Genomic DNA, 22,784 nt, shown 5'->3' with positions numbered 1-22,784 from the left:
CCTCCTGGTCAGCGAGCGGTGAGGGCGAGTAGCGGCGAGACGGCCGCATCAACCGGCAGAATGCGGCCTGAGTCGTCGGCCATCCCGAGCCCGTGCAACCAGGTCTCGAACTCGGGTGCGGCCCGCAGCCCCAGCACCTGGCGCACGTACAGCGCGTCATGGAAGGACAAGCTCTGATAGCCGAGCATGACGTCGTCGGCGCCGGGAACCGCGATGACGAACGCACACCCCGCCGTGCCCAACAGGGTGAGCAGAGTGTCCATATCGTCCTGATCGGCCTCAGCGTGATTGGTGTAGCAGACGTCCACACCCATCGGCAGGCCGAGCAACTTTCCACAGAAGTGGTCCTCGAGCCCTGCCCGGATGATCTGCTTGCCGTCGTAGAGGTACTCAGGGCCGATGAACCCGACGACGGTGTTCACCAGCAGCGGGTCGAGCACGCGGGCCACCGCGTAGGCCCGCGCCTCCAGCGTCTGCTGATCCACCGGCAGCCCGCCGGTGCCCAGGTGGGAACCGGCCGACAGCGCCGACCCTTGACCGGTTTCCAGATACATCACGTTGTCACCGACCGTGCCCCGGCCCAGCGACCGGGCCGCCTCGTTCGCCTCGGCCAGCATCGGCAGAGTGACACCGAAGCTCGCGTTGGCCCCCTCGGTGCCCGCGATTGACTGGAACATCAGATCGACCGGGACGTTCTTGTCGATCAATTCCATCGTCGTCGTCACGTGCGAGAGCACGCAGGACTGCATCGGGATGCCGAAGCGGGTGCGGATGTCGTCGAGCAGATACAGCAGATCCGCTGTCGCCCTGGGCGAATCGGTGGCGGGATTGATGCCGATGACCGCGTCGCCGCAGCCCATGAGCAGCCCGTCGAGGGTCGCGGCGGCGATGCCGCGCGGGTCGTCGGTGGGATGGTTGGGTTGCAGGCGAGTGGCTATGCGGCCGGGCAGGCCGATGGTCGTGCGGAACGCCGAGGTCACCGTCGTCGCTTTGGCGACCGCGATCAGATCCTGGTTGCGCATGATCTTCGAGACGGCCGCCACCATCTCCGGCGTCAGACCCGCGGCGATTCCCGAGAGGGTGGCCGCGGCGTCGGGGGCCGCCGCAGTGGCCAGTAGCCAGTCGCGCAAGTCGCCGACGGTGAGATGCGCGATCGGTGCGAAGGCCGCCCGGTCGTGGCCGTCGATGATCAGCCGGGTCACTGCGTCGGTCTCATACGGCACCACCTGTTCGTCCAGGAACACGCTCAGCGAGAGGTCGGCCAGCACCCAGGAGGCGGCGGCGCGTTCGGCGTCGGACTCTGCCGCGCAGCCGGCGAGCTGGTCGCCGGAGCGCAGCGGTGTCGCCTTGGCCATCACCTCCACGAGCGACCCGAAACTGTAGTTCCGGCCGGAGACGCTCTGGTGGTGGTGGGTCATTCGAGTTCCTCCTCGGCGCGGGCCAGCACCGCGAACTCCTCGTCGGGCGAGTTGGCGACCAGCCGGTGGCGGCTGAAGAGACCGAAGTAGGCCAGGAAGGCGGCGAACACCGCCAGGCAGCACAGTGCGGCCATGGTGTCGACCAGGAAGGTGGCGACCACCGCGAATGCGGCGACGACCAGGGCGAAACCGGTGGTGACGATGCCGCCCGGGGTGCGGTAGGGCCGCGGCATCTCCGGCTCGCGGCGGCGCAGCAGAATATGGCTGGCCATCATCAGCACATAGCTGAGCGCAGCGCCGAACACGGCCATGTTCAGCAGCATGGCGCCGCGGCCGGTGAAGGTGAGCCCGAAACCGATCACGCCGGGCACGATCAGCGCGAGGACCGGAGCCTTACGAGAATTGGTGACCGACAGCGACGTCGGCAGGTATCCGGCCCGCGAGAGTGCGAACAGCTGGCGGGAGTAGGCGTAGATGATGGAGAAGAAGCTGGCGATCAGACCGGCCAGGCCGATGTAGTTGACCACCGTGGCCGCCCCGCTGTCGCCGAGGGCCTCGACCAGCGGGTTGCCCGAGGACTGCATGGCCTCGGCCCCGCCCGCGCCGGTCGTGAGCACCAGCACGAGCGCGCAGGCCACGAGCAGCACGCCCATCGCCGCGACGATGCCGCGCGGGACATTGCGTTCGGGATCCTTCGTTTCCTCCGCTGCCAGCGGCACGCCCTCCACCGCGAGGAAGAACCAGATCGCGAACGGGATCGCCGCCCAAATGCCGAGATAGCCATGCGGAAGCACGCTCGAGGCGCCCGCAGCGTCGGAGACCGGGATGTTCGTCAGGTTGGCCAGCTCGAACTTGCCGATCGCGGCGACGACGAACACGACCAGGCCGACGAGCGCGACCGCGGCGATCACGAACATCACCTTCAACGCCTCACCGACACCGCTGAGGTGGATGCCGATGAATACCGCGTAGACCGCCAGATACACCCACCAGCCGTCCTGGATGCCGAACAGCCCGAGCGACTCCACATAGGCGCCGATGAACGTGGCAATCGCGGCGGGCGCGATGGCGTATTCGATGAGAATGGCGCTGCCGGTGGCGAATCCGCCCCACGGGCCGAGTGCGCGCCGCGCGAAGGTGTACCCGCCGCCGGCGGCGGGCAGCGCCGAGCTCATTTCGGCCATGCCGAGCACCATCGCCAGATACATGGCGGCGATGATCACGGTAGCGATGGCCAGGCCGCCGAAGCCGCCTTGTTCCAGCCCGAAGTTCCAGCCGGAATAGTCGCCGGAGATCACATAACTCACGCCGAGCCCGGCCAGCAGCATCCAGCCGGCGCTGCCACGCTTCAGCTGGCGTCTAGCCAGGTAGTCGCTGGTTTCCTCGTGAGGTTGACTCCCTTGATTCCGGGATTTGTCGGCGTCGAGAACGGACATCTGCGGCTCCATACGGACATCGGAAATTCGGCTGTGAGCAGGGACCGCGGGATTCGACCCGGGAAATGAGTTTGCTCACGTCGGCAAAAGGTACCGAGCGGATATGACGGGTTGCGAACGCTTGTCGAATCTCTCGCGAGAAATCGAGCGGCGGAAATTCCCACCCGGCGTAACGCGCCGGAAACATTTATCGAGTGCGCTTGTGATATTCGTCGATGCGGTGCTGACAGGCAGCGTCGTCCGAAGAGAACGGAGCACAATGCCCGACGCGCAGCAGCGGCAGCTGATCGCCGAGCAGTCACCGGTCCGCGGTCTGGACCGGCGACGGTTGCCGTTCGCGCCCGTGCTGGCTCAGTCGGTGGCCGCCGTCGCGCCCGCCGGTACCGCGGGAGTGACGCCTGCACTCGTGCTCGCGACGGCAGGAGGCGGCGGAGCGCTGGTCGCGTTCGTGTGCGCCGCGGTCCTCACGGTGCTCGTCTCGGCATGCATCCGGCCGATGGCGCAGCGGATGGCGTCGGTGGGCGGGCTCTATACCTACGTCGCGAGGGGGCTCGGGCCGAAAGCTGCGGTGCCAACGGGATGGTCGGCGATCGTCGGCTACGGGGCGGTGTCCATCGCCGGGCTCATCGCCGTCGGCGCCTACCTCGCGCATGTGGCGGCAAGCGTGGGCCTCGCTCGCGAGGTGTCCGCCGTGACGGTGGGTGCGGTCGCGGTGGTGGCGGCGCTGGCCGGGGGCCTGGTCCTCATCCGGGGCATCCGGATGTCGGCGTGGACGACCCTCGGGGTGGAGTGCGTGTCGATCGTGATCATCGCCGCGGTGCTGCTGGTACTGCTGACGACCCACCACACCGACGCCCCGGTGACTTCGGCGTTCACCTTCGACGGCGACCTGCAACTCCTGGCCGTCGGCGTGGTCGTCGCGGTGAGCGCGTTCGTCGGTTTCGAAAGCTCCACGACGCTCAGCGGGGAAGCACAGCAACCATTTCGCTCGATCCCCCGCGCGGTCACCTCGACGCCGAGGCTGTCGGCAGCGATCTACCTCACCGCTGTGCCGATCCTGGCGATCGCGCTACGGCACGCGCCGCCGTCGGTACGCGACAGCTCCACGCCGCTGGTCGAACTGCTCGTCTCCGACGGTTCCCGTGTGCTGGCCGCGTTCCTGGATCTCGGCATCGCCGCATCCTTCTTCGCCTGCACGCTTGCCTCGATGAACGCGCTGGTGCGGGTGCTGTTCTGCATGGGCCGCGAAGGGGTCGCGCCGCGCACCTTCGGTCACGTGCACCCACGCTTTCGCACACCCTCGCACGCGGCGCTCGCCGCGCTCGCGGTGGTGGCGGTGGTGCCTGTGGTGGTGCTGGCCGTGGGGGCGACGCCGGAGGACGGGCTGCGCGCGTTCCTCACCCTCAGCGCGTGCGGGTATCTCGGCAGCTATTTCGCCGTGTGCGTATCGGCGCCGGTCTTGTTGCGGCGCATCGGGGAAGGCAGCGCGCGAATAGGGGTGCTCGGCGCGCTCACCTCGGCGTTGCTGCTGTTCCTCGCCGGCAATGCGGCGATCTCGACTGTGCGCGACGGCAACAGGGTGATCCTGGTGTACGGCCTCATCATGGTGGCGGCGGCCCTCTACACCGGCTACCTAGCGGTCCTCCGGCCCCGGCGACTGGCCGCGGTCGGCATCTACGACGAGACGCAGCGCTCCGATCTGGCACAGGTGGCCGCGTTCCGATGAGCCCCTTGCGTGACCCCTCCCGGCACCATCCGAGCACCGTCTCCAATTCGCTGCTCATCCTCGAAGCGGTCGCCACCCTCGGACTCGGCGTGGGGGCCAAGGAGATCGCCGCCGCCCTGCACATGCCCGCGGCCACCGCCTACCGACTGCTCAACGCCTTGGTGGCCGAGGAGTACCTGGTGCGCACGTCCGATCTGCGCGGCTTCGGCCTCGGCGCGCGGCTCGACGGGCTGGTCACCGCCGCCGCCCGCCCGAGCATGCCGTTCGCGGCCCGCTCGGCGATCGAAGCGTTCCGCGCGACCGTGCGGTTCGGCGTGCATGTGATCGGGTTCCGCGGGACCACCCTGCATATCATCGACGCCGACCCCGACCATCCGGTGCGGGCCGAGCGTGAACTCGTCCGGCACCCGCACGCCTCCGCGGCAGGCAAACTGCTGCTCACCCACAACCCCGGCGCGCTCGAAGCGCTGCCCGCCCGGCTCCCCCGCCTCACGCCCGCAACCGTGGTCCGTCACACCGCCCTCCACGTCCAATTGGAGGCGGTGCGCCGCGATGGTGTCGCCACCCAGACCGACGAGCTCCAGGCCGAACTGAGTTGCGTCGCACTGCCGATCATTGATGCGGAGGGTGTGGTGCGCGGCGCTCTGTGCCTGGCGGGGCCTTCCACCCGCACCCCAGCGATCCTGGCGCATGTGGATGCGGCTGCACTGTGCGCAAAAGCGCTTGGGCCGCTGTTGTACTGAGCGCCGACGCGATCGTGCCGGTCTGTGGTCCAACGAATCTTCCGCGACTATATCGCAGGCCGAGGCGACAAGGCCATCGCCCACGAACTCAACCGCGAGGACATTCCCTGCCCGTCAGCACACCGGCCCGAGCAGAACCCGGCACCGATCCCAAGACGGCTGGCAAGCCAGCACTGCCCACCAGCCCCCAACTGACAGAAACCGAGATCCGCAAGCTCATCGACTCCCTCGGCGACATCGCAGCCGTCCTCGCCGCGGGCGCCCAAGCCGACAAAGCGAATCTCCACCAGGCCTTCCACCTCGACATACGGTATCGGCCCCGACAGCAGCTGGGGGGTCTGTCCAGTTGACCTCGGCCAATCACGCCAGGTGAGCCGATTGTGACCTTGAAATGGCGAAAGGTGCTCTGAGCTGCGATAATTCGACTTGCTGAAGTAGCCACACGGGAGCGTGATTCGGCTACCGTGACCGAACGCGCAGCCGAAGTGATGAACTTCGAACCCGCTTTGCGCGATCGGCTGGTCCGCAGTGAGGCTGCGCCCGCCGAACCCGCCGGAACGTGCCCCGTCTCGGCATTATGGGCCAGAGCCGTTCTCTGACCCTCCGGGCAGCGGAATAGATCGCATCCGGCGTTTCTGACTCATTTCCTCTCGGACGGTGGGTCTCATACCACGAGCGGTACGGCGAGCAATCGCGCGACTCGGGTGTGGCTACTGTCGACTCGAGGCGGCGGTGACCGGGTCGAGGTAGCACCCGGAGTCGGCCCGATTCCCGCCCAGCCCGGCTCCCTTGCGCTGCACCGGGTGCTGTCACCTGCGCACTCGCCGGCGCTTTCGAATCAGGACAACGTCACCGAGAATCCTCGAGCGGCAGGCGGGCGCGGATGTGTCCCAGACGCATCAGCTCCTGTCCGCCGCTGTCGAACAAGGCGAGGCGGTGACCTCGCTTCGCAGTGAAGCGGACATTGAGTACAAGTGTGGACATCGAGACCGATTCCCTCTCGGTGGAAGTAGATGCCGTATTCGCAGAGCGGGCCCGGTCACAGTACATGTGGTCAGCGCCGACCCGAGAGAACTGAGCGACGTTCCTGTGCACGCGCGGCCGCATGCACAGCGATCCGCGGTCAGCGAGTCGGATTCGGATCGTTCACCCGGGTCAGCTTGGCGGGGTTTCCGCCCATCGCGGCGTCGACGAAGCGCTCGGTCACTTCCTGGCGGATCAGTGGGTCCACCTGGGTGCGTGGTCTGCGCGCTTGTACGTGGGCGCGGGCGCGATGGGCGATCTGGCGCACTGCGGCGGGGGAGCGGTCGACCATATCGGCGATCTCGGTGTGCGGGTAGGCGAAGACCTCGTTGAGTACGAAGACCGCGCGCTCCAGCGGAGTCAGCGATTCCAGGACAACCAGCATCGCCATCGACGACGATTCTGTCCGCAGCACGCTCGCCGCACCGTCGCCCACGGTGGCGTCACTGTCGAGTGCCGAAGCCCTATCCCCGTGAGTTCCGCGGCGATGTCGTGCGTGTGGCTCGCAATCGCGATGATGGTGTGACGCTGGAGCAGATCGCCGCCGATTTCGGGATCCACCCGATGACGCTGTCGAAATGGATGCGTCAGACCGATGTCGACGAGGGAACCAAACCGGGCACCAGCACGAGCGAGTCGGCCGAGCTGCGGGCGGCGAAACGGCGAATCCGGTTGCTGGAGCAGGAGAACGAGGTCCTCAAACGGCCGCCGCTTATTTCGCGCAGGCGAACCTGCCGGGAAAATGATCTACCCCCTCGTCCGCGAGCTGGCCGACGACGGGATCCCCGTCACGGTGACGTGCCGGGTGCTGAAACTGGCCCGTCAGCCGTACTACCGATGGCTGGCCGAACCGGTCACTGCCGCCGAACTCGACCAGGCGTATCGGGCCAACGAGCTGTTCGACGCCCATCGCGACGATCCCGGATTCGGGTACCGATTTCTCGCCGACGAGGCCCGCGCCGCCGGTGAACCGATGGCCGACCGCACTGCATGGCGGATCTGTTCGGCCCAGGGCTGGTGGAGTGCGTTCGGCAAGAAGCGACGCGGAAAGGGCAAGGCCGGCCCGCCGGTCCACGATGATCTGGTCCAACGCAACTTCACCGCTGAGGCTCCGAATCGGTTGTGGCTGGCCGATATCAGCGAGCACCAGACCTGCGAGGGCAAGCTCTACATTTGTGCGGTCAAGGACGTCTATTCCAACCGGATCGTCGGCTACTCCATCGACTCACACATGAAATCGGCGCTGGCGGTGCACGCGCTCAACAATGCGGTGGCTCGCCGTGGCGAGGTGGCCGGTTGCATTCTGCACACCGACCGCGGATCGCAATTTCGCAGCAGGAAATTCATGCGAGCCCTGACTCGTCACGGCATGGCCGGGTCGATGGGCCGTGTCGGCGCGGCCGGCGACAATGCCGCCATGGAGAGTTTCTTCGCGCTGCTGCAGAAGAATGTCCTCGACCGCCGATCCAGATGCAGCCGTGAGGAATTGCGCATCGCGATCGTCACCCGGATCGAACGGACCTACCACCGCCGCCGACGCCAAGCTACCCTCGGCCGTTTGACGCCGGTCGGATACGAGACCATCATGACCCCACCGGCCAGTCAGGCCGCGTGATCGAATCTGTCACCCGATCGTGCAGCAGTCCCTCATCAAGTGTTCATGAACGGACCGTCCTGCCGACCCAACAAACGGCCCGCCACCACAGGCCAGCCACCGAAGGAGGCCATCGGGTAGAACATCAACCAGGACCCACCACCTGTCCGATTACTCGAGCAGACCAGCCGGGAATAACGTGAGCGCCGACAGGTGAGAGTGCTGCTGGTCGGCTCGTTTCGCCGGGATGGGCCGGCGTCTGGCTGGCGGAGAAGGCGTCGAGCGGCGTGCCGGTGCCGCGCTGGCCACGCCCGACATTCCGTGGTGCTCGGGCACCCAGTACCGGTGATAGCCGAGGTCGTCGACCAGCTGTGCCAGTCCGACGCTGTTGCGCAGCGCCACGCTCGCATTCGATCGCTGCGTGATGGGAGCCGTATCCAGCGGATGTCACGCCGGTCGCGGTGACTGATTCGGAACGAGCTCAGCCGGCTGTAGCGTCACGACAGCAGTTTGGCCAGCTCCGCGCGCGAGGCGACACCCAGCTTGGGGAACGCCTTGTACAGGTGATAGGCGACCGTGCGCGGGCTCACGAACAGCTGCGCGCCTATTTCTCGGTTGGATGCGCCCGTGGCGGCCAGCCGAACTACCTGAAGTTCCTGCGATGTCAGCACGCCCAGCGGATCTCCGGCACGGGAGCGGTCGGGCACGGAAAGCCCGGTCGCGCGCAGTTCGGCGGCGGCGCGGTCCGACCAGACGGCCGCGCCGAGCCGGTGGAAGGTCTCCATGGCGGCTTGTAGTTGCGGGCGTGCCTCAGCGCGACGCCTGTTGCGACGCAACCACTCTCCATATACCAGCTGGGTCCGTGCCTCGTCGAAGGGTTGGCTGTGTTCGGAGTGCAACGCGAGGGACCGCTCGAACAACTCACCAGCCGCGCTGTCCGGTGCCAACAGCGCACGAGCCCGGTGCAGAATGGCGAGCGCCGCCGCCTGGCCCGTGCTGTCGACCCAGTCCGCAAGGGGCCCCAGCCGATCGCGGCCCCGTGACGAATCGCCCTGCCGAACAGCGGCTTCGATGTAGTCCGGCCACGAATACCACCACAGGAAGGCGTGGCGGGTTGGACCGGTCATCGCCCGGTCCAACCGGCCGAGCACCGCCTCGTAGCGGCCCAGCCCGAGGTCGAGGACCACCCGTGCGTACTCGGCCCAGCAGGCCGCCGGCATCCACGCACGGTGGTCCGCGTCCCGAATCGCCTGCTCCGCCAAGGCAATACACTCGTCCTCCGCGCCGGCGACCGCGGATAGCCAGGAGTGCACGCCCGCCAGGTAGCCACGCCACATCGGCTGGCCCACGTCGGATGCCAAGGTCATACCCGCGGTTGCCGTGGCCCGCGCGGCTCGGTGCCGTCCGTTCAGGAGCTGGGCGACGGCGAGCAGCGTCATAGCCTGGGGCATGCGTCCCAGCCGACCCTCGGCCCGGCATTCCTCGACGAGTCCGGTCGCGCGATCGAGCATGCCGTATGCTCCGGCGCGCGCCAGGTCCTGAAACGCGATGAGGTAACGCAATTCGGACGGTACGTGACCGGCCGGAATCACGAAGTCGGCCGCGGTCGCGGGCTTGCCCTCGACGAGCAGGCGCAGCGCGCGGTTGGCCGCACGCACCATGGCGGGCAGCCCCGCACCGTCCGGGCACATCTCCTCGGAGCGGCGGGCCAGCGCGAGCTGATCCGGGTGGGTGGCGCTTGCCCAGGCGTAGTAGCCCGCCAGCGCGATCAGCGACAGCCTGGCCAGCATGTCGTCCGCCGCCTCGGCCCCTTCGTGCATGAGCCGCACGGCCGCCATTGGCCGAGCGGACCAGAGTTCCAGCTTCGCGCGTACGTAGGCGAGCTGTGCCAGGACGTCGCCCGCCGGTGTCGCCGCCTCGGCCCGGTCCCGTGCCCTGTCCACCAGTTCACCCGCGCGTTGCCACAGTCCGGCTTCGGTCGCGGCCTCGGCCGCGGCCGTCCACCGTCGGACGGCCTCAGCAGGATCTGTGGACAGCTCGGCCGCACGAGCGTACGTGGCCGACACTGCCGCCTGCCCACCGCGCTGCCGCGCGCTCAGCGCCAGGCTTTCGAGCTTCCCGGCCAATTCCTCGTCGGGCCGGAGGGCGACGGCAGCGAGATGCCAGGCACGCCGGTCGATGTCGACCGCCGCGGCAAGCGCCCGGTGCGCGGCCACCCGGCTGGCGATGTCGCAGGCCAGCAGCACCGCGGTACGCACCAGCGGATGCCGGAAGGCGACACCGTCCGGACCCATCCCCACCAGGCCCGCCCGCTCGGCCACCGCGAAATCCTCCAGCGAAGCGCCGAGCAGACTGATCGCGTGCGCGAGCACGTCCAACTCGTCGATGTTCTCCATCGCCGCCACCAGCATGCAGGAACGAGTGACCTCCGGAAGTGCTGAGATCCGCGCGCGGAACCCCGTCAACACCCTGTCCGTCACAGGCTGCGCCGCACTCGGAGAGAACGGCGACAGGACCAGCGCGCCCTTGCGTTGCTCGGGGGTGAGCATGCGGGGCAGTTCGATCAGGGCGAGCGGATTGCCCATCGCCTCGGCGAGGATCTGGTCACGGACGGCGGGCGGCAGGTCCGCAGCCCCTTCGTTGAGGAGCTTGCGGGCGGACCCGTCGTCCAGGCCACCCGGTCGCAACTCGGGCAAATCCCTTGCGATGCAATCATCCCCGGAGCACCAGCCGTCCCTCGAAGCGAACAGCATGACGACGGGCTCGGCATGAAGGCGGCGTGCGGCGAACAGCAGTGCGTCGGAGGACTCGCCGTCAAGCCACTGGGTGTCGTCGACCAGGCACACCACCGGGCACGCCGTCGACAGCTCCACCAGCAGGCCGAGCGTCGCCAGCCCGACGAGGAAACGGTCGCCGTGCACGATGTCACCCAGACCTAGTGCGGCGCGCAACGCATTCGCCTGCTGCGGCGGCAGTGTCTCCATCTGATCGAGCACCGGGCGTAGCAGTCGATGCAGCGCGGCGAACGGCAGATCGGCCTCGGACTCGACACCGGCCACCCGCAATACCCGTGCCCCCGCCGTTGCGGCCGCGCACTCCAGGAGAGCCGACTTGCCGACGCCCGCCTCGCCACGGATCACCAAAGCGCCGGACCGGCCCTTCAGCAGCTCGTCTATGGCCGCCTGCTCCGCTTGTCGGCCGTACAGCATGGAACCCATCCAGCAACGCCTATCCCTCGTGCCGCACGAAATACGGCACGGTTGAGATTAGCGTGAGTGGGACGGCATTCTCGGCGTCGAATTGGACGGTCAGCTCCGCACGGTGGGACGGGGCCGCAGGTCAGGTCCAATAATCCAATGCGGCCTTGGATTCGGCCACGTCGTGACGGTCGCTGGCCCAGGCCGCATAGCCGTCCGGGCGGACCAGCATCGCCGGATGCGCCGGATCAGCGGGGCTGACGACACGCACCCGGTCGGCCCACCCCACCTCCGCCACTTCAGCATTGGTGACCAGCACAAACCGGCCGCCTCGCAGCGCCTCGTACAGCCGCACGGGAGTGCCCTGCAGCGGAGTATCGCCGACCCGACTGCCGACGAGGCGATGCGCACCGTCGGGGCCCGGGTAGGCGAACCCGATACCCGAGATCGACCCCGCCGCCTTGCGCGCGACCGGCGGCAGTTCGAGTGCCTTTCCCGCGACGACATTACGGGCCAGCTGACCGATCCGCGATTCCAGCATGGCGGCGCGAATGATTGCGCCGCTGCTGCGCAGCACTTCCCGTCCTACCGGGTGCCGCTCGGCGTGATAGCTGTCCAGCAACCCGTCCGGGGCCCAACCCTGAATGGCCGCAGCGAGTTTCCAGCCCAGATTGGCCGCGTCCTGCAGTCCGGTGTTCATGCCTTGGCCACCTGCGGGCGAGTGCACGTGCGCGGCGTCACCGGCCAGGAACACCCGGCCGACGCGATACGACTCGACCTGTCGTTCGTCGCTGTGGAATCGCGACATCCAGCGCGGGTCGCGCATCCCGTAATCGGAGCCGAGTGCGCGGCGGGCCACCTCCCGCAGCTCGTCCAATTCCACGGGTTCGGTGTCGGGTAGCTGATTGCGGCGATTCCAGGCGAAGATGCGGTACCAGCCGTCACCGAACGGGGCGATGAAGGCGAAGCAGTCCCCGACCCCGTTGACGGCCAGCACATCCTGCGGCGGAACGGCGAGCCGGACATCGGCCAGCATGATCGACTTCAGCACCGACCTGCCCGGGAATTCCAGGCCCAGAACTTCCCGGACGCGGCTGTGGTAGCCGTCAGCACCGACCAGGTACTCGGCGTCTACGCGCTGTGTCGAACCTTGGTGCTGGACAGTCGCTTCCACTCCTTCGGAGCTCTGCGTGAACCCGGTCAGCGCGGCTCCCGGTACCAGGTTCGCGCCCAGTTCCGTTGCCCGGCGGCGCAATACTTCCTCGACGTGGGTCTGCGGAACGATGAGCAGGTACGGGAATCGGCTGTCGAGCAGCTCTGCCAGGTTTATGCTCACCGACCCGAACAGTCTGAGGCTGCCTACTTTCGCGCCCGCGGCCACCACCTCGTCGGCGATCCCGCGCGCGTCGAACTGTTCGAGGGTCCGGGCGTGTACGCCGAAGGCACGTGTCAGGTCCGACCCGTGCTGATGCCGTTCCACCAGGGTGACCGCCACCCCAGCGCGGGCCAGGTCACCGGCCAGCAGCAGTCCGGTGGGACCGCCGCCGACGATGAGCACATCGGTTTGCTCGGGAATCATATTGTGCTCCAACCAAAATAGTTGTTGTAGGTTTTCTAGGTTCGTGATGCGGCATGTGCAGCGCTCATGCACAGCCCATCACGCAGTCGTGGATGTGCGGCGGTAGAAGTCGACCTGGTCGGCGACCACACGGTCGCGGAACTCGGGGTTGGTGTAGAAGGTGAAATGGGTGCCCGGATATACGCGGAGTTCGCCGTGCAGGGCTCGGTCGGCCAGCTCGCGGCTATTTTCCAGGGGTGTTTCTCGGTCCTCGGCGGCGACGCAGACCAGCAGCGGGCAGGAGAGGCGCGCGGCGGCCTCAGCGGGGTGGTAGCGCATCATCTGCAGTAGGCCTCTGGGGGCTACAATGTTGCGCCACGATGTGCTTTGGCCACCACCGGTCAGAGCCTGGATGTGCTGTTCGGCCTCGGGACTCGCAGTGACGGCGAGCTCTCCGGGGTGGCCCACCATGGGGATGTAGTAGGGGCGAAGGCCCAGCTTGCCGCGGAGGGCGTCCCTGATGATCGCGCTGAGCAGCTTCAGCGTGTCCGCGGTCGACCGGCCCTCGACCTTCTTCGGGAATCCGTTGAACGGGATCTGCGCCACGACGCCTGCGACGCGGGGATCACTCGCGGCCACGGTGATGGCGTGTGCGCCGCCCAGCGAGTTGCCCCACAGCAGCACCCTGCCGGGATCGACCCGTTGATGTTCTCGGGCGAAGACCACGGCGGCCGCGATATCGGCAAGCTGGGCGTCGATATCGGGCACCTGGCGGGGTTCGCCGTCACTCTCGCCGAAGCCGCGGTAATCGAAGACCAGCGCCGCGAAGCCCGCGGCGGCGAACCGCTCGGCGTAGTCGAAGAGCCGGTCCATCGTTCCGCTGTAACCGTGGCACAGCACCACGCACGGCACCGGTCCGGACTCGGCGGGCAGGTAGAGGTAGCCGACGCACCGGACGCCGACGACGGTGAACGACACTTTGGTTCGCATTCGGATCATCTCCACGGCTGCAGACCGGCTGCCGGTAGCCGGCGATTGGTTCAGGAAAGGAGTTCACGTGCGGCGGCCCAGACCCGGGCGAGCCCGAACTCGGCCAGGCCGCGAAGCAGATCGCGGAAGGTCTCCTCGGTGGCCCCGGCTGTCCTGGCCAGCTCGGCGTGCAGGCGCATCGATTCGCCCAGCGTCTGGTAGAAGACATCCACGGTCAGGCACGCGATTGCCCGTTCCCGGACGCTGAGGTGCGGGCGGGCCCAGCGCTGGGCCAATTGGTCCTCGGTGAAGGCGGCCAGTCCGGGGTCCACATCCTCCAGTACGCGGACGGCGCGGACCAGCGCATCGGTCAGCGGCACCGGCGCGACGGGATCGGCGTCCTGTGGCCCGGCAGGCCGAGTTCGCGCAAGCGCTGAAAGGCCGAGACGACGACGGGGTACCCCACATAGGGGGCCAGGTGACGGTAGAGCTCCCTGATGGCCTCGGGTTCGACACCGTTGGCGAGGGCCATCTGCACATGCATGGTCAGGGGCAGGTCCAGGTGCGGGTGGCACAGGTCGGAAGTCAAACAGACGAAGGCTTTCTCGCGCATCGTCAGATGCGTCAGGCCCCACAGGTTCTCGCCCGCGCCGACGGCGAGCTGGGCGAAGACGGGGTCGAGGGCGGCGAGCGCGTCGGCTCCGGCGAGCTGGGTCATGACTGCTCCGTTCAGGACAGACCCAGCGCGCGCAGGCGCAGGGCATCGAGGGTGTACTCGGGGACGACGCGCCCGAGCGTGCTCATCAACCGCGACTGTGGAGGCACCGGTCACCAGGACGGTCGCTGAGCGGGGTTCGGACCGCTTTGCCATGGTCCCGACGCTACGAAGATCGTTGTAGCCGTCGCATCCGTCAGATGACTGGTATGCGTCCGCGCTGGTACCGGTCAGGTCGGATCAGCGGACGGGTCCAGCGCACTGATCAGATCGCAAGCGCTCGCGGAGAACCCGCGGGCGGTGCGTTCATCGCGTCCCCGCCTACAGCGCCGCGATGGTGCAGAAGTTCGAGAATCGAGTCGACCTCACCGGCGCAGCGCCGATACTCGGACAGTGATGTTCACCCCTGATGTTCCCGGGTGTCTCGGAGTCGGTTTGGTTGACTTCTTGGTCACGACACCGGCTGCTGTGCCTGACCTGCTGCCTGGCCCCGATCCTGATCGCCGCCGGACTACTGGGCGGTGGCGTCGTCCTGGTCGGCCTGTCGTGGCTGGAACCACTCGGCTTCGCCCTGCTCGGCCTCGGTGTTGCCGGTCTGATCTGACCCTCGTCACCTGCACAGCCCCACTCGATTCCCCGTCGGCATCAGCGTTGGCCATCCTGACCCATTTGGCTCAACCGGCTGAGCGCCCGCACACCTTGCCGACAATCGGCACTCCGCGCCCACCGCGGCCACATTCCACCCACACGCCCGATCAGAGCCACCGGTGTGGGACTAGAGGTGGTTGAGCACCGTCGACGCCGTGCGCGACCAGCGCGGTCACCGGCCGCCGGGTCATCTGTGATCCTTCCGCCGCAGCCCGTCAGCAGCTCCCGCGGGTGGCCGCGGTCCGCAACCGCGGCCCACCTCCTGGCAGATCGCCGAGTACCCGTTGGCCGGCTGCGGCAAGAGCATGGTCGGGCTGCTACGCACGGGGACACGGACTTCGTGCAGCGCTGAGCTGGCGTGAATTCGAGTGCTTCCATCGACTGGTGGTTGTTGCCTCCTCCAGTGAGGTGGTCTCGCAGCTCATTGATCCGGCTACCGGATCGCCGCCGCCCCGCAGCTCGTGTCCAACGCTCGTCGCCGTCCTTACCCCGCCCGACCAGGTCGAGAACGTGACCGGCTGGGTGCTGACCGCGGACGGACAGTGGCTGACCAAGCTGCTCGGCCTCGCCCTCTTCGCGCAGGCCTGGGTTGCCTGCGTCCTGCGCAAGGACCCGCACCTGGGGGTCGCGAGGGGCCTCGCCTTCTACCAGCTCGCGAGCGCGACCGCCGACTGGGTCATGTGGCTCTGGCTCGCCGACGACGGAATCTTCTCGAACGGCAGCGCGATCGTCGTCGCCGCGATCACGACGCACTACGCCCTGGGCTTCCTGCTCGTACGAGCGATCCGCAAGGCATCGGCCGCCGGGGCGCGTACGCCCGCACCAGCGGCGGGAGTCGCCTGACATGATGGAGCTTCGGACCGAGATCGAGATCAGCGCCCGCGGAGCGAGTCCGGCGGGTGCTGACCGACAGCGGAACGTCGCGCAGCGGTTCTCGTCGAACCGAGTCGCGTCCACAGCAACGGCAGCTAGCACTTCTCGGCGAAAAGGATTGGGCCATGCGGATATTGAGGACGCCCGACGAGCGGTTCGCAGGGCTACCCGGCTTCCCGTTCGAACCGCACTACGTCGAGGTGGCGGCCGGTGACGGGACCCTGCTGCGGGTGCACTACCTGGACGAAGGCCCCGCCGATGGTGAGGTCGTGCTGCTGCTGCACGGCGAACCGTCCTGGTCGTATCTGTATCGGCGGATGATCCCGGTCCTGGTGGCGGCCGGCCTGCGGGCGATCGCGATCGACCTGGTCGGTTTCGGCCGCAGCGACAAGCCGGCCGACCGTGACGACTACACCTACCAGGCGCACGTCGAGTGGACCTGGGCTGCGGTCGAGGCGATCGGCCTCGACGGGATCACCCTGGTGTGCCAGGACTGGGGCGGATTGATCGGGCTGCGTCTGGTTGGTGAACATTGCGAGCGTTTCGCAAGGGTCGTCGCCGCGAACACGTTTCTGCCGACCGGTGACCGCCATCCCGGCGATGCGTTCCTGGCTTGGCAGCGCTTCAGCCAGGAGACGCCCAACTTTCAAGCCGGGAAGATCGTCAACGGTGCCTGCCTGACCGACCTCACACCCGAGGTGGTCGCCGCCTACGACGCTCCGTTTCCCGATGACACCTACAAGCAGGGCGCCCGCCAGTTCCCGCTGCTGGTTCCGGTCAGTCCGGAGGATCCCGCCGCACCCGCCAACAGGGCCGCGTGGGCTGTCTTGGAGACCTTCGAGCGCCCATTCCTGTGCGCTTTCTCGGACTCTGATCCGATCACCCGCGGCGGAGATAAGGTGTTGCGCTCGAAAATCCCTGGTGCCGCTGGACATCCACCGGTGACCATCACCTCCGCAGCGCACTTCCTCCAGGAGGACAAGGGCGAAGAACTCGCCGCAGTTGTCGTCGACTTTGTCCGCGCGACTGCGCGATAGGTTCGGTTGCTCCGTGACGTGAGCTCCAGTAGGTCAGCACCAAACCGGAAGGGCGGGTCGCGATCAGGGCTTTGGCACGCTCACCATACGGGTAAATGGTGGTCGACGGTCCACCGCACCCGAACCCCAACCGAGCCTCCGAGGGGCTGAAACTGCGGATCCTCTCACTCGATGCGAGCACCGCCCCAGTGGTGCAACGCGCTGATCGACACGACCGCCAAGACCTCACCGGCGACGAGTTGCGCGCCTTCGCCGGCCAACGGCTGGCACGGTACAAGATACCGCGCACCTTCACCTACACCGAGCATGCGCTGCGCGACGACGCCGGCAAAGTACGGCGCCAGGCGCTACTCGACCGGCCGTCTCGTCCCGATCGGTAGCTCGGTTCATCTCGGGTCGATACCGAATGGTCCCGTCCGCCCGCAGATGCTCGCGCCGGCGGGCTGAGGCGATGTGCTGATCGATCAATTCCTCGGCCGCGGTGACGATTACGGCGAAGACCCGCACAGCGGCAAGGTCCCGATCGGTGTCCCGCGTAGCCGGGGCTGTCGACCAGCCACCGTACGATGTGCCGACCGTCGGTGTTCATCCGGCTGGCGGTGTGCTGACCTGGGGTATACCTAGGCCAATCCCGAACGGTACCGACTGGAGTTCGTCGCCGTGGAACCGGAAACGGCCGTTCTGCGTCATTTAGTGGTCATGGTGTTTTCGTGTCGGGATGCCCGGTGATGCCGCTGAACATCAGCTCGACGCCCGCGGTGATCGTGCGATTGCGCGTGTCCTGATCGAACGCCGGGTTCATTCCTGTCAGAGCGGTCCCGAAGATCATGCCGACGACGGCGCGGGCGGTGGCGGCGGTATCCAAATCGGTTCGCAGGTAGCCCTGTTCGCGGCCGTGGTCGAAGTAGGCGGCGGTGAGTGTGGCGGCGAGGTCGAAGATGCCGAAGATGCGCAGTTCGAGTTCCACGTCCACGCTAAGGCTTTCGATGAGCAGCAAGCGCACGACGCGCAGGTCGGCGGTGATATCCCCGAGCGCGGCGGCAATGCGGTCCACCTGAGCTCGGTATTCGACGAGCGTTCGAGCGGCCTCAGGGGCGTTCTCGGCGACCAGCACCGCCTTCGATCGCTCGATCACGCTGTCGATGACGGCGTCGAGAATTTCACGTTTGGACTGGAACTGTCGGTAGAAGGTCGAGTGACCGATACCGACCCGTTCGGCGATCTCAGCGACCCCAGCGTCGTGGTAGCCGCGTTCAGCGAACACCTCGAAGGCCGCCTCGAGGATCTCTTCTCTCAGCGCTTGTCTGCGGCGCTCGGCCCACGCTTTGGGTCTGGTCACACCGGAAAGGATACTTGATTCTCTACCGGAATGATGATTCCCTAATGGGTGTAGGAATACCATATTGTTGGAAAGGGCAGGTCATGACCACATCGACAAGGTCGTCCGCTGTAGCCGAGCGAGTTGATCGACTGCGCACGCTGGCCGAAACCGATCCTCAGGCCGCTCAGGACGCGGCGTGGGCGTGGTTCGCACGCCTTGGCGCCCAGTTGCCGAATCAGGCGGCCGAGCTGGAATTGGCGCAGCTGTTCGCGGCCGGAGATGCCGCTGACATCGACGGGCAGACGGAGGGCAAGCTGGTCGGTTTCCTGAATCCGACCGATGATCTGGAACGAACCGGCCGGGTGATCATCATGCTGGGCAAGGTCGTCACCGGCACGCTCGGGCTGATGCCGTGGCTGGGTAAAAAGTTCGACAAGTCCGCCCGGCGCGGCACCAATTCCCTCTCCGGGCTGGCGTTCATTCTCACGGCGGTCTTGGCCCCGAAGTACCGGCTGCGCCGCAACGGCAGCCATTGGGAGGGGTTCGAGATGCTCAACCGCGTCGAACCCAGCGCCGTGTCCCCGCAGACTCAGGTGCTGGTCCTCGATTACGAAACCATCGGCACCAATCCATGGCCGATCAACCAGATTCGTGACGAGGCCGTGCAGATCGTTGCCGGAACGTACCTGGGCGCGAAACTGCTGCACCAGGAAAGCGGTTACCGCCAGCTCGCCTACTGGGCTGCCAGGGTTCCGGTCGCCTGATGAGCGCGCTGACATAGTCGGTGCGGCTGCCGCGACTCGAGCCGTGGCGTCCCAGAAGCCGCACCACGACGCGATCCTCACCCAGGTACGTGACGAGGTCCGGGCGTGGTTCGCCGCCAGCAACGGCCGACCGTGGCGCGACACGAAGGGCTACACCGCCTTCATAGCCAACGCTCAGGGGACTGCCTCAGCCTCGCGGCGAATCCGCACCGACTCGACTCCAGTCGAACCCGAGTTCGCCCTTGTCGGCGATGATCCGTTCCCGCCAGTCGCGAGCTTCTCCGGATTGATCACGTAGCGGCGGTCGTGATTCGGGCGATCCTCGATGTGCTGGATCCACTCGGCTGGGTCCAGCCCCAGCTCGGTCACCACCATGCGGGCGATATCGAGGTTGGTCACCTCGTGACGCGCCGAGATATCGAAGATCGACAGCAGCCCGGGATCGGTCGCAGCCGCCTTCGGGATCGGCCCGAGCTCCGCGTGCACCACCCCGTGCACCGCATCGCAGTGATCCAGGACATGCAACCAGTCACGGCTCTGCAACCCGTCGCCGTACACGGGGATCTTGCGGCCCCGCAGCACATTCGTCACGGCCAGCGAGATCAGCTTCTCCCGCAACTGATATGGGCCGAAGCTGTTGGCGCAGTGGGTCGACCGGATATGGGAGGAGGTTGCGCCGGTGCTCGTCTGCTGGCTGGAATGCACCCCTACTTGCCCGCACGCCGCTCAGGGGCCGAGGATGGCGCGGATCTGGTCTGCGGCTTGGCGCGCGATCTCTTCGTCGACGACGGCGACCGGTTCGTCGGCCCCGGCGAACCATTGCGGGCCGACAGTGAACGGTGCGCCGGTAAGGGCGACACCGACCGGGCCCAGTTCGCAGATGATGGCGTCGCCCGACAGCGGGTCGGAGACCACTTCGACGATGATGTACTGGCGCCGGATCCGGTTGTAGTCGTCGGAGCTGACGATCAGGCACAGCATGCCGCCCGGCAGCACCGAGCCCGACGGGGCGTGCCAGACCTCGCCGAATCGCGGAGCGGCCATCAGCCGGCCGCGCGACGCTGGGCGATGAGGCCCGCGGTCAGCGTGGTCGCCCGGTCCGGCGTGTACCCGGCAGCGTTCAGCGTGGCGCTGTCGGCGGCGATGCGGCGGCGCAGATCATCGCGGCGCACCAGCTGCGCGAGATAGGCGGAGCGATCCAGGCCCTCCTCCTCGGCGCGCCGGGCGAGGATTTCCAGGGTCTCGTCGTCGAACGACACCGACGTCTTCCGTCCAGCCATACCGCCGAGCATACCGCCCTCAGCGGTAGATTACGGCTCCGCCAGTCCCAGGCTGGCCGCAGAGAGGGATTTCAGGCGACGTCGTCGCGCCACACCCGGCCTCCGGCGCCCCTGCCCGACCGCGGATTCGTTCCATATCAGAACTCGGAGGTCCCGTAGTGCCCCCGGCCGAGGGCGTGCGGCGGCGAGATGTGCCACCGATGACGAGCCAAGTTCGCCATCCGAGGCCGATTCCCGCGCGGCGAGTTGTTCTACGACGACGAGCGAGCCGATCCCGCCCGGTGGCCGGCCGGCCACGGCTGGTCGGTACAGATCCTCAGTCCCCGGCGAGCTGGCCGCGTCCCTACGGCCGATCGGTCCCGGATCTCCCTGAGGAACTCGACCCTGTGGCGGCAATCCGGGCTTCTGACCGCGGTGCGGTAGCCGGTCGGCGCTACATCTTGGCGCTGCGGGCCATGACGAAGCTGTAGAGCCCGTAGGTGATGATGCCCGATCCGGAGATCAGGAGCAGGGCCATGCCGAAGGGTTGCGCGCCGAGCGTTTTCACGGCTCCGTCCAGGCCTGCGGACTTGTTCGGATCGGATTCGATCGCGGCGAGGATCACCAGCAACCCCGACCGCGGCGACGGCCAGTCCTTTGGCGATGTATCCCACAGTGCCCAGCCGCCGCACGAAGGCGCTCGGGACCCCGCGAAGATCGTCGAGGAAATTCTGGCTGGCTCCTTTGTGCACGTGGTAGCCGCCGATCGCGATGAGGACCAGCCCAGCAGCGACGAGCACGATCGTGCCCGCCGTGTGCTGCATCAGGCGTGCGGTGAGCCCCACACTCTGGCTACTGCTCGACTGTCCACTGCCCTGTGCGAAACGGAACGCGGTGATCGCGAACGCGAGATAGACGACGGACAGCGCGAGTGCTTTGGCGCGATCGGACACTTCGGACTTCCGTCTGTCGGCGCCCGGCTTGGACGCGCTGCCGAAGACGGCCTCCGCCAGTCGCCAGAGCGCCATCAGCACGAACGCGACCACGCCCATCCACAGGGTGAACTCGCCACCCGGTTTATCGGCCAGTTCCGCCATGGCCCCGGATTGATCGGCGTTGCCCCCGCCGCCGAACGCGAGCCGGATGGCGATGTAGCCAATGAGTACGTGGAGGAGGCCGGACATGACATAGCCGGCGCGGGCGAGACGTGCGAACACGCTGCTCTGGGCGATCTGCCCGGCGGTGGGGGATAGACCGGTGTGGGTCATGCTGCTGCTCCATCCAGGTACCACGGCGCGAAGCCCGCGCAGGACATCGACCGGATACCCAAGTCCACGGAGAAAGCACCTCCCCACCCCGGCGCCCGGATGAGCGGGTCGTGACTTTCCCTCACAGCGGTTGCCGGACCCCGGCGTCACCTGCTGGCCTGCGCCGTCGCGCGAATGCGGTGCACCGAGGCGACCTGACGATCTCGAGGGCCTCGCCACAGCCGCCGTCGCGGCCGACGGCGTCATCCACCTGGCCTTCAAGCACGACACCATGTTCGCCGGCGACTTCGACAGCGCGGTCGCAGCGGATCTGCGCGCCATCGACACGCTCGGGGACGCGCTCGCCGGCACCGGCAAGCCTCTGGTGACCACGTCGGGAACCATGCTGCTCGCCTTCGCGGGACTGGAAAACGCCGCCACCGAAGCGGACGTGATCGAAGCGGGGCCGCGGATCGACGGCGACAACGCGGTGGTCGCACTCACGGAGCGCGGCATCCGCTCGTCCGTCGTCCGGCTTGCTCCAACCGTGCACAGCACGCTCGACCACAACGGCTTCATCCCGAGCTTGATCTCCATCGCCCGGTCCAAGGGCGTCGCCGCCTACGTCGGCGACGGGGACAACCGCTGGCCCGCCGTGCACACGCTGGACGCGGCCCGCCTGGCGCTGGAATCGGCGCAGCAGGGTCACGGCTGCACGCAGTCGACGACCAGGGGATCTCCTTCCGGGAGATCGCCGAGGCCATCGGCCGCGGGCTGAACGTGCCCGTGGTCAGCATCCCGGTGACGCAGGCCGACGCCCACTTCGGCTTCCTCAGCGCCCACGCCAAGGCCGACAACCCCGCCTCGAGCACGCTGACCCGGGACCTCCTCAGCTGGAGGCCCGTCCAGCCTGGTCTCATCGACGACCTCGGCCAAGGCCACTACTTCGACGTCCCGGCGACCACCACACGCTGAGCCCGCTCCAACCCCATCCACCCGGTTCCCGCACTGCATCCAGGCGGCTTGAATCGCCAACCGGACCACGTGATCACCCACTTGGGTCCGCCAACTGCATCGAACTTGATCAGCTCCGCCAAAGCCCTATGGACCGTTCCCGATTCGGTGGACACAGGAGCGTCGCCTGCAAATTTGCGGAGGATGCATGACAAAACGGTGTCCGGAGGGGGAGTCGACCACTACGCACACGTGCTCCGCCAGCAGCAACTGCTGGTCGTCGGGTGAAAAGCTATAACAGG

The 22,784-nt window shown here is 67.4% G+C and carries 23 protein-coding genes and 2 pseudogenes; 11 read left to right on the top strand and 14 right to left on the bottom strand.

Annotated features, from left to right (window positions below):
• Positions 1-8 precede the first annotated feature (8 nt).
• Positions 9-1,418, bottom strand: a complete 1,410-nt coding sequence (locus tag IU459_RS31935) for an ethanolamine ammonia-lyase subunit EutB (RefSeq protein WP_195133309.1) — start codon at positions 1,416-1,418, stop codon at positions 9-11.
• Positions 1,415-2,854 carry an ethanolamine permease gene (gene eat / locus IU459_RS31930; RefSeq protein ID WP_195133308.1) on the bottom strand — a complete coding sequence of 480 codons (1,440 nt, stop codon included), beginning with the start codon at positions 2,852-2,854 and terminating at the stop codon, positions 1,415-1,417. The genes IU459_RS31935 and eat overlap by 4 nt, the downstream gene beginning before the upstream one ends.
• A gap of 259 nt (positions 2,855-3,113) precedes the next feature.
• Between eat and IU459_RS31925 the strand changes: the two genes are divergently transcribed.
• The 3 genes from IU459_RS31925 to IU459_RS40210 are packed head-to-tail and all read left to right on the top strand — an operon-like array spanning position 3,114 to position 5,518.
• Entirely contained in the window at positions 3,114-4,580 is a 1,467-nt protein-coding gene (locus IU459_RS31925; RefSeq protein ID WP_195133307.1) for an APC family permease, read from the top strand.
• A complete protein-coding gene (locus tag IU459_RS31920) occupies positions 4,577-5,323 on the top strand; it encodes an IclR family transcriptional regulator (RefSeq protein WP_195068117.1) in 747 nt (248 codons plus the stop codon). The genes IU459_RS31925 and IU459_RS31920 overlap by 4 nt, the downstream gene beginning before the upstream one ends.
• A 24-nt stretch (positions 5,324-5,347) precedes the next feature.
• Positions 5,348-5,518, top strand: coding sequence for a recombinase family protein (locus tag IU459_RS40210; RefSeq protein WP_369123102.1), 171 nt, complete (start codon positions 5,348-5,350; stop codon positions 5,516-5,518).
• 928 nt (positions 5,519-6,446) lie between these two features.
• Here the strand turns inward: IU459_RS40210 and IU459_RS31910 are convergent.
• The gene (locus IU459_RS31910) at positions 6,447-6,737 is read right to left on the bottom strand and encodes a sigma factor-like helix-turn-helix DNA-binding protein (protein ID WP_324199110.1); all 291 of its coding nucleotides are present in this window, start codon (positions 6,735-6,737) and stop codon (positions 6,447-6,449) included.
• Between the two features lie 62 nt (positions 6,738-6,799).
• On the opposite strand from IU459_RS31910, the pseudogene IU459_RS31905 reads away from it, so the two are divergent.
• A pseudogene (locus tag IU459_RS31905) lies at positions 6,800-7,961 on the top strand (IS3 family transposase).
• A 150-nt stretch (positions 7,962-8,111) separates the two neighbouring features.
• Here the strand turns inward: IU459_RS31905 and IU459_RS31900 are convergent.
• The 6 genes from IU459_RS31900 to IU459_RS31875 all read right to left on the bottom strand — a co-directional run bounded on the left by IU459_RS31900 (position 8,112) and on the right by IU459_RS31875 (position 14,382).
• Positions 8,112-8,342 (bottom strand): hypothetical protein, encoded by a 231-nt coding sequence (locus tag IU459_RS31900; protein ID WP_228838815.1) that lies wholly within the window; start codon positions 8,340-8,342, stop codon positions 8,112-8,114.
• Between the two features lie 95 nt (positions 8,343-8,437).
• Positions 8,438-11,158: a helix-turn-helix transcriptional regulator gene (locus tag IU459_RS31895; RefSeq protein ID WP_195133306.1), complete on the bottom strand. Its 2,721-nt coding sequence runs from the start codon at positions 11,156-11,158 to the stop codon at positions 8,438-8,440.
• A gap of 121 nt (positions 11,159-11,279) precedes the next feature.
• Positions 11,280-12,716: an FAD-dependent monooxygenase gene (locus IU459_RS31890; RefSeq protein WP_195133305.1), complete on the bottom strand. Its 1,437-nt coding sequence runs from the start codon at positions 12,714-12,716 to the stop codon at positions 11,280-11,282.
• A 78-nt stretch (positions 12,717-12,794) separates the two neighbouring features.
• Positions 12,795-13,685, bottom strand: coding sequence for an alpha/beta hydrolase (locus tag IU459_RS31885; protein WP_195133304.1), 891 nt, complete (start codon positions 13,683-13,685; stop codon positions 12,795-12,797).
• A 50-nt stretch (positions 13,686-13,735) separates the two neighbouring features.
• On the bottom strand, positions 13,736-14,044 hold the full coding sequence (locus IU459_RS31880; protein ID WP_195133303.1) for a carboxymuconolactone decarboxylase family protein: 309 nt from the start codon (positions 14,042-14,044) through the stop codon (positions 13,736-13,738).
• Positions 14,035-14,382 (bottom strand): carboxymuconolactone decarboxylase family protein, encoded by a 348-nt coding sequence (locus tag IU459_RS31875; RefSeq protein WP_195133302.1) that lies wholly within the window; start codon positions 14,380-14,382, stop codon positions 14,035-14,037. Before IU459_RS31875 ends, IU459_RS31880 begins: the two co-directional genes overlap by 10 nt.
• A gap of 436 nt (positions 14,383-14,818) precedes the next feature.
• Between IU459_RS31875 and IU459_RS31870 the strand changes: the two genes are divergently transcribed.
• From IU459_RS31870 to IU459_RS31855, 4 genes are all read left to right on the top strand, one after another.
• A complete protein-coding gene (locus tag IU459_RS31870) occupies positions 14,819-14,983 on the top strand; it encodes a hypothetical protein (protein WP_195133301.1) in 165 nt (54 codons plus the stop codon).
• 428 nt (positions 14,984-15,411) lie between these two features.
• Positions 15,412-15,870 (top strand): hypothetical protein, encoded by a 459-nt coding sequence (locus IU459_RS31865; protein ID WP_195133300.1) that lies wholly within the window; start codon positions 15,412-15,414, stop codon positions 15,868-15,870.
• A gap of 155 nt (positions 15,871-16,025) precedes the next feature.
• Positions 16,026-16,937, top strand: coding sequence for a haloalkane dehalogenase (locus IU459_RS31860; protein ID WP_195133299.1), 912 nt, complete (start codon positions 16,026-16,028; stop codon positions 16,935-16,937).
• Positions 16,938-17,032: 95 nt separating this feature from the next.
• Positions 17,033-17,317 (top strand): hypothetical protein, encoded by a 285-nt coding sequence (locus tag IU459_RS31855; RefSeq protein ID WP_195133298.1) that lies wholly within the window; start codon positions 17,033-17,035, stop codon positions 17,315-17,317.
• A 317-nt stretch (positions 17,318-17,634) separates the two neighbouring features.
• Here the strand turns inward: IU459_RS31855 and IU459_RS31850 are convergent, their stop codons facing one another.
• Positions 17,635-18,276: a TetR/AcrR family transcriptional regulator gene (locus IU459_RS31850; protein ID WP_324199108.1), complete on the bottom strand. Its 642-nt coding sequence runs from the start codon at positions 18,274-18,276 to the stop codon at positions 17,635-17,637.
• A gap of 83 nt (positions 18,277-18,359) precedes the next feature.
• Between IU459_RS31850 and IU459_RS31845 the strand changes: the two genes are divergently transcribed.
• Entirely contained in the window at positions 18,360-19,022 is a 663-nt protein-coding gene (locus tag IU459_RS31845; RefSeq protein WP_195133296.1) for a hypothetical protein, read from the top strand.
• A 174-nt stretch (positions 19,023-19,196) separates the two neighbouring features.
• Here IU459_RS31845 and IU459_RS31840 read toward each other — a convergent pair whose 3' ends face one another.
• From IU459_RS31840 to IU459_RS31825, 4 genes and pseudogenes are all read right to left on the bottom strand, one after another.
• Positions 19,197-19,727 carry an NAD-dependent epimerase/dehydratase family protein gene (locus tag IU459_RS31840; protein ID WP_195133295.1) on the bottom strand — a complete coding sequence of 177 codons (531 nt, stop codon included), beginning with the start codon at positions 19,725-19,727 and terminating at the stop codon, positions 19,197-19,199.
• 21 nt (positions 19,728-19,748) lie between these two features.
• The gene (locus tag IU459_RS31835) at positions 19,749-20,066 is read right to left on the bottom strand and encodes a hypothetical protein (RefSeq protein WP_195104217.1); all 318 of its coding nucleotides are present in this window, start codon (positions 20,064-20,066) and stop codon (positions 19,749-19,751) included.
• Positions 20,066-20,302, bottom strand: a complete 237-nt coding sequence (locus IU459_RS31830) for a hypothetical protein (RefSeq protein ID WP_195104215.1) — start codon at positions 20,300-20,302, stop codon at positions 20,066-20,068. The genes IU459_RS31835 and IU459_RS31830 overlap by 1 nt, the downstream gene beginning before the upstream one ends.
• A 433-nt stretch (positions 20,303-20,735) precedes the next feature.
• Positions 20,736-21,549 (bottom strand): annotated as a pseudogene (locus IU459_RS31825) (DUF1206 domain-containing protein).
• 130 nt (positions 21,550-21,679) lie between these two features.
• Between IU459_RS31825 and IU459_RS38855 the strand changes: the two are divergent.
• Both IU459_RS38855 and IU459_RS38850 read left to right on the top strand, forming a co-directional pair.
• Positions 21,680-22,306, top strand: coding sequence for a hypothetical protein (locus tag IU459_RS38855; protein ID WP_228838814.1), 627 nt, complete (start codon positions 21,680-21,682; stop codon positions 22,304-22,306).
• 2 nt (positions 22,307-22,308) lie between these two features.
• Positions 22,309-22,503: a hypothetical protein gene (locus IU459_RS38850; RefSeq protein WP_228838813.1), complete on the top strand. Its 195-nt coding sequence runs from the start codon at positions 22,309-22,311 to the stop codon at positions 22,501-22,503.
• Positions 22,504-22,784: the final 281 nt, after the last annotated feature.

Source organism: Nocardia amamiensis (genome assembly GCF_015477605.1).
Classification (GTDB): domain Bacteria; phylum Actinomycetota; class Actinomycetes; order Mycobacteriales; family Mycobacteriaceae; genus Nocardia; species Nocardia amamiensis_A.
This window is presented reverse-complemented; position numbering and strand designations above follow the sequence as displayed.